General features: G+C 73.0%; 6 protein-coding genes. 3 read left to right on the top strand and 3 right to left on the bottom strand.

Going from position 1 to position 8,293, the window contains the following annotated elements:
• Both I3F54_RS31510 and I3F54_RS31505 read right to left on the bottom strand, forming a co-directional pair.
• Positions 1 to 1,140: sigma-70 family RNA polymerase sigma factor (locus I3F54_RS31510; protein ID WP_240122346.1), on the bottom strand; the 1,140-nt coding region annotated here is incomplete at its 3' end.
• A gap of 262 nt (positions 1,141 to 1,402) precedes the next feature.
• Complete coding sequence (locus tag I3F54_RS31505; protein WP_240122345.1) at positions 1,403 to 2,170, bottom strand: TetR/AcrR family transcriptional regulator; 768 nt, start codon at positions 2,168 to 2,170, stop codon at positions 1,403 to 1,405.
• 374 nt (positions 2,171 to 2,544) lie between these two features.
• On the opposite strand from I3F54_RS31505, the gene I3F54_RS31500 reads away from it, so the two are divergent.
• Both I3F54_RS31500 and I3F54_RS31495 read left to right on the top strand, forming a co-directional pair.
• Positions 2,545 to 3,924 (top strand): NAD(P)/FAD-dependent oxidoreductase, encoded by a 1,380-nt coding sequence (locus I3F54_RS31500; protein WP_240122344.1) that lies wholly within the window; start codon positions 2,545 to 2,547, stop codon positions 3,922 to 3,924.
• 235 nt (positions 3,925 to 4,159) lie between these two features.
• Positions 4,160 to 5,824, top strand: coding sequence for an ATP-binding SpoIIE family protein phosphatase (locus I3F54_RS31495; protein WP_240122343.1), 1,665 nt, complete (start codon positions 4,160 to 4,162; stop codon positions 5,822 to 5,824).
• Positions 5,825 to 5,861: 37 nt separating this feature from the next.
• Here I3F54_RS31495 and I3F54_RS31490 read toward each other — a convergent pair whose 3' ends face one another.
• Positions 5,862 to 7,127, bottom strand: coding sequence for an MFS transporter (locus tag I3F54_RS31490; RefSeq protein ID WP_240122347.1), 1,266 nt, complete (start codon positions 7,125 to 7,127; stop codon positions 5,862 to 5,864).
• A gap of 134 nt (positions 7,128 to 7,261) precedes the next feature.
• Here I3F54_RS31490 and I3F54_RS31485 point away from each other — a divergent pair, with 134 nt between their 5' ends.
• Complete coding sequence (locus I3F54_RS31485; RefSeq protein WP_240122342.1) at positions 7,262 to 7,816, top strand: MarR family winged helix-turn-helix transcriptional regulator; 555 nt, start codon at positions 7,262 to 7,264, stop codon at positions 7,814 to 7,816.
• The last annotated feature ends 477 nt before the right edge of the window (positions 7,817 to 8,293 follow it).

Here is an 8,293-nt window from a genome sequence, read left to right as displayed (position 1 = left end):
GCCCGCGCCCGCGCCGGACGAGCCGCCGCCCGCCGCAGTGGCGGCGCCCGCGGCACCGGCCGCGCCCGCACCTGCTCCGGCGGCGAGCCCGAGCGCCTTGGCGTACCCGGCAGTGCCGAACCAGCCGATGACGGCCACCGGCACCACGGCCGGGATACTGCCCGCGACCTCCTCGATCTGACTGGCCGCCAGCCGGCACCGGGCGCACTCCTGCAGGTGCTTGCGCAGCCCCCGCTCGGCGCGGGTGCGCAGCTTGCGCCGGGCGTAGCTGCCGAGCTGGTCGGCGTAGCGGGCGCATGCCTCGTCGCCGGTGAGGGTGGCGGAGACGTGGGCCTGCAGATAGGCCTGCTTCAGGCCCTCCCGGGCCCGGCTCGCCAGCACGCGTGTGCCGTTGGCGTCGAGGCCGAACAGAACGGCGACCTCGCTGGGCGACTCGTCCTCCACCTCGGTGTGCCACAGCACGGCCTGCCAGCGCTCGGGCAGCGAGCGGAAGGCCTGCATCGCCATGGACCGCTCGGCCTCGTGCATGGCATGGACGTCCGCGCCCAGGTCGACGCTGTCGCCGGACCGCTCGGTGGCACGGGCCGCGGAGGCGGCGAACACGGCGAAGTCGTCGACGAGCTGCTCGCGCCTGGCCGACTGGAGCCAGTGCGCGGCGACGCGCCGCACGGAGGTGAGCAGGTAGGCGCGGACGGCGTGCTCGGGCCCCGAGCCGCCGCGGACCGCCTGGAGCATGCGGGCGAAGACCTCGGCGGTGAGGTCGTCGGCGGTGTGCGCGTCCCGGCAGCAGGTGCGCGCGTAGCGGCGCACGGCGTCGGCATGGCGCCGGTACAGCTCCTCGTACGCCGTGTCGTCCCCCGCGCGCATCCGCCCGATCAGATCGACGTCGGAGGGCGGCAGCTCGCGCGGCGGCGGGAGGACGCCGTCCTCGTGCCACTCCCGCTGGGGTGGGACGCCGCCGTCGGGGCCCCCTGCCGCAGCCGGTTCCGCGGGGGCGCCGCGGCGTGCCCCGCCGCGGGGGGCCCCTTCGCCCGTGGGGGTACCCGCGCGGCCGCCCTGACTCGGCACCTGCGGCGGGGCCGGGTCGCCGGTCTGCGCGTCGCCGTCACCGAGTGACCCGTCCCGCCCGTCAACACTCATCGCGGAATGCCCCCGCCGCCTGCCCAACCGCTCCCGACCACCGGGTCAGAGTGCCATATCGGTTTTCGGCCAGGGCCTCGGAGCCGGAGGCATCCACCCGTCCGAGGGGGCTTTCGGACGCCTGTGCCCGTCCTCACCCGAACGGGGAACACCAACCGGTGCCGTCGAACCCGGAGCCGGGCCGCCGCGGACGACGGCCGGGTGCGCGCCGAGCGGCCCGCACCCCACCGGCACCCGTGTGTCGTGGTCCGGCGCGGTCCGGTTAGACCGGGCGCGAGCGCAGCCCCTCCAGCAGGATGTCCAGCAGCCGTGCCGACGCCGCCGCCTGCTGCGCCGCGTCCGGCAGCGAGGGCGCCGCCGTCGCGATGACCAGCAGCACGTCCGACACCGACACGTCCGGCCGCAGCTCGCCAGCCGTGCGTGCCCGCTCCACCAGCCGGCCCACGACCTCCAGCAGCGCCGCCGTCCCCGCGTCGTCCTCGGGCTCCGCCGCGCTGTGCTCGGTCACCAGGCGCAGCTCGCCGCCGCCGGGCTGGGTCCGCTGCTGCGGCACCCGCGTGGCCTCGCCCGCCGCGGAGCCGGCCCGCTCCTCGGCCACCCCGACCCGCAGGACCTGCGGCGGCAGCAGCCGACCGGCCCCTGAGGCCACCGACGTGCGCAGGAAACGCGAGAGCGCCGACCACGGCTCGTCCTCCTGGCCCAGAGCCGCGCGCGCCTGGTCGGTCAGCCGCGCGGTCTCCTCCTCGGCGATCCGCCGGACCAGGACGTCCTTGCTCGGGAAGCGGCGGTACACCGTGCCGACACCCACCCGCGCGCGCCGCGCGACGTCCTCCATCGGCGCGCCGTACCCCAGCTCGCCGAAGACCTCGCGCGCCGCCCGCAGCACGTGCTCCAGGTTGCGCTGTGCATCCACCCGCAGCGGCGTGGTCCGCGCACCGTCCCCGCGTCCGTTGCCCGCCGCCGCGCTCAGCGTCCCGCCGCCCGCCGCGAGGGCGGACGCGGACGACCAGTGCGAGTCCTGAATGTGCATAAACGATCCCCCGGTAATGACGTCTCCCCCCGGAGACTCTCCGCCTGGAAATGCCGGGCGTGCGGATCAAGCCTCGCGTGCCCGGTCCCGCGTGCCGCGGTCCCGATGAGCGCTCCCCCTACACCCCGTCGACACACGAACATAGTTGAGAGGGAGTCAATTCAGAAGGGGCAGGTTCCGCACGGAGCGCCCCCCGATCGGAGCACGGGTCGCATACATCCCGATTGCGCACCGTCCCGCACCCCGGCGCCCGCCCTCTGACCTGCACACTTGCCCCGCACTAGGGCGTTTCGGCCAACTCTGCGCATCCCCGGCACGTGGTCACACAAATCGCCGGGGCTGTGGACAAACGGCAGCGCCGGGTGCGTCATGGGATGGTGAAGGAACGTGCGCGCATTCTCGTTGTCGGCGGTGGCTACGTCGGGATGTACACGGCTCTGCGCCTCCAGGGGCGCCTGAAACGGGAACTGAAGGAGGGCGCGGCCGAGATCACGGTCGTCACTCCCGACCCGTACATGACCTACCAGCCGTTCCTGCCCGAGGCGGCGGCCGGCAACATCTCCCCGCGCCACGTCGTCGTCCCGCTGCGCCGCGTCCTACCGCACTGCCGCATCGTCATCGGCGAGGTCACCGCCATCGACCACGCCTCCCGCACGGCCACCGTCGACACCCTCGCCACCCAGGAGGGGGGCGCTCCCCCGGAGCGGCTGACCTACGACGAACTCGTCCTCGCCCCCGGGTCCGTGGCCCGCACCCTCCCCATCCCCGGTCTGGCCGAGCACGGCATCGGCTTCAAGACCGTCGAGGAGGCCATCGGCCTGCGCAACCACGTCATCGAGCAGATGGACATCGCCTCCTCCACCCGCGACCCCGCGATCCGCGACGCCGCGCTGACCTTCGTCTTCGTCGGCGGTGGATTCGCCGGAGTGGAGGCGCTCGGCGAGCTGGAGGACATGGCCCGCTACGCCGCGCGCTACTACCACAACGTCCGGCCCGAGGACATGAAGTGGATCCTCGTGGAGGCCTCCGGCCGCATCCTGCCCGAGGTCGGCGCCGACCTCGGCCGCTACACCGTCTCGGAGCTGCGCCGCCGCAACATCGACGTTCGCCTCGACACCCGCCTGGAGTCCTGCGCGCACCGTGTCGCCGTCCTCAGCGACGGAGCCCGCTTCCCCACCCGCACGGTCGTGTGGACGGCGGGCGTCCGGCCCCACCCGGTGCTCGAAGCCACCGACCTGCCGCGCAACGCCCGCGGGCGGCTGATCTGCACCCCCGAGCTGACCGTCGAGGGCACACCGCACGCGTGGGGGGCCGGCGACGCCGCCGCCGTCCCCGACGTCACCGCCGCGGAACCCGGCGCGGAGACCGCCCCCAACGCCCAGCACGCCCTGCGCCAGGCGAAGGTCCTCGGCGACAACATCGCGCGCGCCCTGCGCGGCGAACCCCTCCAGGTCTACGCCCACAGCTACGCCGGCTCGGTCGCCTCACTGGGCTTCCACAAGGGCGTCGCCCACGTCTACGGGCGCAAACTCAAGGGCTACCCCGCGTGGTTCATGCACCGCACCTACCACCTGAGCCGCATCCCCACCTTCAACCGCAAGGCGCGCGTGATGGCCGAATGGACGCTCGCGGGACTGTTCAAGAGGGAGATCGTCTCGCTCGGATCCCTCGAACATCCTCGCGCCGAGTTCGAACTGGCTGCCGGTGGAAAACCTTCAGACAACCCGAAGAACGACCCGAAGGGGTCGTCCTGACCGGACCCAGGAACTCGATCGGCTGCTCCGGCGTCTGACTGTCGGCCCGGACGGCCACCCTGCCAGACTGGTCCCCGAGCCCGGACGGGCCGCCACCCGTCCGCGAACCCAGAGGCTGTTCCCACGTGCTGCATTTCCCGGGTGCTGCAACAATGTGCGGCCCCCGCCGCCGGGGCTCCGGAGCCCCGGCCGGGCCCCGGAGCCGGCCGACGACGACTACCCGAGGCAAGGATTCGTGAACTTCACGCGCTGGAGCGCCCGGCTCCCCGGAACGCAGCGCCGCGCCGCAGCGCGGACCGAGTCGGTCGCCACCGACCGGCGGAGCGAGGGCGCGGTGCCCGCGGCCCGCGCCGAACGCCCCACCGACGGCACCCCGCCCGTCCCCGCGGTCGACGAACTGCCCGTCCGCGAGGTCCTCGACCGCGTCCCGGCCCTCGTCGCGCTCGTGCACGGCCCCGACCACCGCCTCGCCCACGTCAACGGCGCCTACACCGCGGCCTTCGGCGGACGCCCCTGCGGCCTGCCCGCCGCCGAGGCCCTGCCCGAACTGAAGGAACTGGGTCTTCTGCCCCTCCTCGACCAGGTCCTGCGCAGCGGCAAGCCCCGCACCCTGAAGTCCCGCAAAGCCACCGACGGCCGCTCCTACACCTTCACCTGCGCCCCCGTCACCGAAGGCGACGGCGGGGGCACCGGCGGCACCGGCGTTCTGGTCTTCGCGACGGACGTCACCGACCACGCCGAGGCCGCCGAACGCCTCCGCGCCAGCGAGCGCCGACAGCGCGAGACCGCCGTGACCCTCCAGCGGTCCCTGCTGCCCCAGGAACTGGAACAGCCCGACGACCTCCGGATCGCCGCCACGTACCAACCCGGCGGCACGGAGGCCGCGGTCGGCGGCGACTGGTACGACGTCATCACCCTCGGCGGCGGCCGCACGGCCCTGGTCATCGGCGACGTCATGGGCCGGGGCGTCCGCGCCGCGGCCGTCATGGGCCAGCTCCGCACGGCCGTCCGCGCCTACGCCCGCCTGGACCTGCCCCCGCACGAGGTCCTTCAGCTCCTCGACGGCCTCGCCACCGAGATCGACGCCAACCAGATCGCCACGTGCGTCTACGCCGTCCACGACCCCAACGAGGGCCGACTGGTGTACGCCTCCGCCGGGCACCTGCCGATCCTCGTCCGCGACGAGAACGGCACCGTCCTGCGCACCGACGAGCCCACCGGCCCCCCGCTGGGCACCGGCGGCTGGATGCACGCCTCCGGCTCGCTCCCGCTCGGCCCCGGCTCCACGGCCGTCCTGTACACCGACGGCCTGGTCGAACGCCGCGACGAGGACCTCGACGAAGGCATCGCCGCCCTGGAACGCGCTCTCGCCGGCGCCACCGGCACCCCGCAGGTCGTCTGCGACCGGCTCGTCCGCTCGGCCGGCGTCACCGCCGACCACGACGACGACGTCGCCGTACTCGTCCTCCAGCATCCGGCCCGCACGGGCCGCGACAGCGAACTCTTCCGCAACGCCGCCCTGGAACTGCTCGGCGGCGTGGAGGCGGCCCCGCGCGCACGTGCCTTCGCCTCCGGCGTCCTGACCAGCTGGCGCTTCCCCGCCGACCTGCACGACCTGGGTGTGCTGGCCGCCAGCGAACTCGTCGCCAACTCTCTCCAGCACGGCACCCCACCCATGCGCCTGCGGCTGCGCCGCACCGACCGCCGCCTGATCGTCGAGGTCACCGACGGCGACGACCACCTGCCCCGGCGCCGCCGCGCCGAACCGGCCGACGAGTCGGGCCGGGGCATCGCGATCGTCGCGACGATCGCCTCGAACTGGGGCTCACGCCGGACACCGGGCGGAGGCAAAGCGGTGTGGTGCGAGTTCGCCCTGCCACCGCAGCCGTCCCGGCCGTAGGCGGGCGCCGCCCGCGGTCCACCCGGCGGCAGCCGGCTCAGGCGTCCGACGGCACCCGCTCCGAGGGGGCCGCGCCACCCCGGGTGACGACCCGGCTCCGCGCGGCCCACGGCTGGTCCTGCACCGCGGTGAGCCGCCGCCCCAACCGCACGGCGAGCACGCTGATCCCCAGCGAGAACAGCAGGAACGTCACGATGTACGGCGTGTGCAGCGAGGCGCCCATCGGACCGCCCACCGCCGGCCCCACGGCCAGCGCCAGCTGCTTCACCAGGGCGAACGCCGAGTTGTACTGCCCGGCGTACCCCTCCGGCGCCAGGTCGGCGACCAGCGGCGCCACGGTCGGCGACAGCATCGCCTCACCCAGCCCGAACAGCGCGTACGTCGAGACGAAGGCCGCGGTCGCCATCTCGCGGCTGCCGTGCCCGAGCCCCGCGTACCCGGCGGTCAGCCACGCCACGGCCCAGATCAGACCGACCAGGGCGATCACCCGCGTCCGCCGGCGCCGCTCGACGAACCGCAGCACCACGAACTGCGCGACCACGATCATCCCCGTGTTCGCGGCGAGCGCCGTGCCCAGCGCGGAGGTGGAGATCCCGGCGGCCTCGACGCCGTAGGCGCTCAGACCCGACTCGAACTGCCCGTAGCAGGCGAAGAACAGCACGAAGCCCAGCACGCACAGCTGCACCATGGCCCGGTTGCCCAGCAGTTGCCCCCAGCTTCCACCGGCCGACCGCGCCGGGACGTCCGGCAGGCGCGGGGAGCGCGGCACCCGCACGGTGGACATCACGACGACGAGCAACAGGAACATCGCCGCCTCGATCGCGAACAGCAGCGTGAACGACGACACGCGCGTGGGGTCGACCAGATGCCCGCCGATGAGCCCGCCGACGCCGAGCCCGAGGTTCTGCAGGAAGAACTGCGTCGCGAAGGCCCGCGACCGGGTGTCGGCGCCGGAGCAGTCCACGATCATGGTGGCCAGAGCGGGCTGCATCACGGCCTGCCCGGCCCCGAGCAGCGCGGCGGCGGCCAGGACTCCGGTGGCACCGGAGGCGAGCCCCAGGCTCAGCGCACCGGCGGCGGCGGTCACCAGGGCGGCGATCAGGACCGGCAGCGGGCCCCGCCGGACGATGGCCCGTCCGGCGACCGGCAGCACGACCAGCGCGGCCACGGCGAAGACGGCGAGGACCGTTCCCGCCGTCACGGCCCCCAGCCCCCGCACCTGCGCCACGTAGACGTACAGGTACGGGACGGTGAAGCCGAGCCCGAACGCGCTGAGTGCGTTGCCCACGTGGATCCGGCGCATCGCTGCGCCCATCGCCCTGGTCACGTTCACCTCTCTCAGTAGTTAGGAGTGAAGACTTCGAAACTAAAGTTCGAAACTAAAGAGTACACAGTCGAGGACTTCAAGGCAAAGCGGGAACGTGCGATACTGCGGCCATGGGCGACAACCCCGGCACCCTCGGCACCGAGCCGACCCTCGAAGAGCAGATCGCCGCGTACCAGCGCGAGTTCCAGGACCTCGACCCCCAGATCGAGAAGATCGTCTCGGCGCTGTCCCGGCTGAACCGCCGCATGAACGTCGCCTACGGTCGCCAGACGGCCGCCCTGGGCATCAGCAGCGCCGAGTGGGAGGTCCTCAAGGCGCTCGTCCTCTCCGGAGCCCCCTATCGCCTCGGCCCCAGCGACCTCGCCAAGCGCCTCGGCCTCACGCCGGCCGCCATGACCCACCGGATCGACCGCATGGTCGCGGAGGGCCTGGTCACCAGGGAGCGTGACGAGAACAACCGGGTACGGGTGATCGTCGAGCTGACCCCCGAGGGCCGCGAGAAGTGGCTGGAGGCCATGCGCCTCGCCACCGTCTTCGAGGAGGACCTCCTCCAGGACCTCAACCCGGCGGAGCGCACGACCCTCGGTGATGTCCTCACCCGGCTCCTTCGCCGCGTGGAGCACTCCCAGCCGGACGCCGGCGGACGCCTCACCGACCTGGACTGACGGCTCCACGGGCACCGGAGCGAAAAGATCTTGACAGGGGGCGCTTGACACCCCCGAGCCCGATCCGTAAAGTTCTCCGGGTTGCCGCGGGGCCGTAACGGTTCTGCGACAACACCTTCCGCCGCACTGCGGCACTCAACCACCAGCAAGATCTCCTGACCGGGTTGGTTTCGGCGTGCCCGAATTCAATTCGAATAGGGACTCGGACGCCCGATTGGGAATCGCCGAGAGCATCCGCTAAGGTTGAACTCGTCGGAACGGCCCAACAGCCCGCCCGGCAACCCCCTCTGACGGGGAATCAGACACCGAAAGGATCTGATAGAGTCGGAGCCGCCGGAAAGGGAAACGCGAGAGCGGGAACCTGGAAAGCACCGAGGAAATCGGGTCGGAAAAGATCTGATAGAGTCGGAGACACCGAAGGGAAGCGCCCGGAGGAAAGCCCGAGAGGGTGAGTACGAAGGAAGCGTCCGTTCCTTG

The sequence above is a fragment of the Streptomyces sp. MUM 2J genome (assembly GCF_022414535.1).
In the GTDB taxonomy this organism is placed as follows: Bacteria; Actinomycetota; Actinomycetes; order Streptomycetales; family Streptomycetaceae; genus Streptomyces.
The sequence above is the reverse complement of the archived record's forward strand: the minus strand, read 5'-3'. Positions and strand labels throughout refer to the sequence as shown.